The 1,970-nt window shown below is 71.0% G+C and carries 2 protein-coding genes and 1 pseudogene; all 3 read right to left on the reverse strand.

Translation table 11 applies throughout. The features are described from left to right. Nucleotides 1-836, reverse strand: an 836-nt coding sequence (locus M8J74_RS44060; RefSeq protein ID WP_505016726.1) for a phosphoglucose isomerase-related protein, incomplete at its 3' end; no start/stop codon positions are given. Further along, nucleotides 836-1,762: a glucose-6-phosphate dehydrogenase assembly protein OpcA gene (opcA, locus tag M8J74_RS44065; protein WP_058922022.1), complete on the reverse strand. Its 927-nt coding sequence runs from the start codon at nucleotides 1,760-1,762 to the stop codon at nucleotides 836-838. The genes M8J74_RS44060 and opcA, both read right to left, overlap by 1 nt. Further along, nucleotides 1,759-1,970, reverse strand: a pseudogene (locus tag M8J74_RS44070) (glucose-6-phosphate dehydrogenase); the annotation flags it as partial. The pseudogene M8J74_RS44070 and the gene opcA, both read right to left, overlap by 4 nt.

Consider the following 1,970-nt stretch of genomic DNA (forward strand, 5'->3'; position numbering starts at 1 on the left):
CAGTCCCAGAACTCGAACATGTTGTCCGGGTCGATGCCGAAGTCCGTGACCTTCTCGGTGTTCGTCGACAGCGCCACGAAGTGCCGGGCCACGGCCTTGTCTCCCCCACTCTCGGCTTCGCTCGAGCGGGAGGTGCCCCCATCCCCGAGCCCGGCCAGCAGCCAGGAGCGGGCGGAGGTGGCGTTGGTGATCGTCTCGATCGTGGTGAACGTCTTGGACGCGACGATGAACAGCGTCTCCGCCGGGTCCAGGTCGCGGACCGCCTCGTGCAGGTCCGCCCCGTCGACGTTCGACACGAACCGGAACGTCAACTCCCGTGCCGTGAAGGCCCGAAGGGCCTCGTAGGCCATCGCCGGGCCGAGGTCCGAGCCGCCGATGCCGATGTTGACGACGTTCCTGATGCGCCGGCCGGTGTGCCCGGTCCACTCGCCGGAGCGGACCCGTCCGGCGAAGTCGCTCATCTTGTCGAGGACTTCGTGCACCTTCGGCACGACGTTCTCGCCGTCGACCTCGATCACCGCGTCGCGCGGGGCGCGCAGCGCGGTGTGCAGGACGGCACGGTCCTCGGTGAGGTTGATCCGCTCGCCCCGGAACATGGCGTCCCGCAGTCCGAACACGTCGGTGGCGGTGGCCAGTTCCTGCAGCAGAGCGAGCGTCTCGTCGGTGATCAGGTGCTTGGAGTAGTCGATGCGCAGGTCGCCCACGCGCACCACGTAGCGCTCCGCGCGCCCCGGGTCCGTGGCGAACAGCTCGCGCAACTGCGGCTGCCCCTGGGCGCGGTGGTCCTCCAGCGCGGTCCACTCGGGGCGCCGGGACAGCTGGGGGTGGTCGGACATCAGACGGTCTCCTCGGCGGCCTCGGCCCGCAGGGCCACGGCGTACATCTCGTCGGCGTCGAGGCGGCGCAGCTCCTCGGCGATGAGTTCGGAGGTGGTGCGCACCTTCAGCGCGAGGGTGCGGGAGGGCTGCCCCGGCAGGGACAGGGTGGCCAGCGGGCCCTCCGGGCGGTCGATGACGATCTCGCCGTCGACGGTGCCCAGGCGGACCGCGGTGACGACCGGGCCGGCGGTGACCACGCGGTCGATCTTCACCTTCAGCCGCGCCTCCAGCCAGCGCGCCAGCAGCTCGGCGGCCGGGTTCTCCGCCTCGGCCTCCACCGCGCCCGAGATGATCTGGGCGCGGGCCTGGTCCAGGGCGGCGGCCAGCATCGAACGCCACGGCGTCAGCCGGGTCCAGGCGAGGTCGGTGTCGCCGGGGGCGTAGGAACGCCTGCGGGTCTCCAGCGCCTGGAGCGGGTTCTCCACCGCGTACAGGTCGGTGATCCTGCGCTGCGCCAGGGCGCCCAGCGGGTCCTTCGCGGGGTTGTCCGGCGCGTCCACCGGCCACCACACGACGACGGGCGCGTCCGGCAGCAGCAGCGGCAGGACCACCGAGTCGGCGTGGTCGGACACCTCGCCGTAGGTGCGCAGCACCACCGTCTCGCCGGTGCCCGCGTCGGAGCCCACCCGTACCTCCGCGTCCAGCTTGGACGCGATGCGGTCGCGCGGGGTGCGCGCCTGCCTCCTGATGACGACCAGGGTGCGCGAGGGGTGCTCGTGCGAGGCCTCCTCGGCCGCCTTGATCGCGTCGTAGGCGTTCTCCTCGTCCGTGACGATCACCATCGTCAGGACCATGCCCACGGCGGGCGTGCCCAGGGCGCGGCGACCCTGCACCAGCGCCTTGTTGATCTTGCTTGCCGTGGTGTCGGTCAGGTCGATCTTCATGGCCTGCGCCAGCTCCGTCCGTCTCGTGCGAGCATCTCGTCGGCTTCCCCGGGTCCCCAGGTCCCCGAGGCGTACTGCGCCGGCTTGCCGTTCTTCGCCCAGTACTCCTCGATCGGGTCGAGGATCTTCCAGGACTCTTCCACTTCCTGGTGACGCGGGAAAAGGTTGGCGTCGCCGAGCAGTACGTCCAGGATGAGCCGCTCGTACG

The organism is Streptomyces panaciradicis, assembly GCF_023516615.1.
Classification (GTDB): domain Bacteria; phylum Actinomycetota; class Actinomycetes; order Streptomycetales; family Streptomycetaceae; genus Streptomyces; species Streptomyces panaciradicis.

What these genes read in the sequence shown, in the direction of transcription:
- opcA (WP_058922022.1), bottom strand. Translation starts at nt 1,762, where the DNA reads ATGAAGATCGACCTGACCGACACCACGGCAAGCAAGATCAACAAGGCG.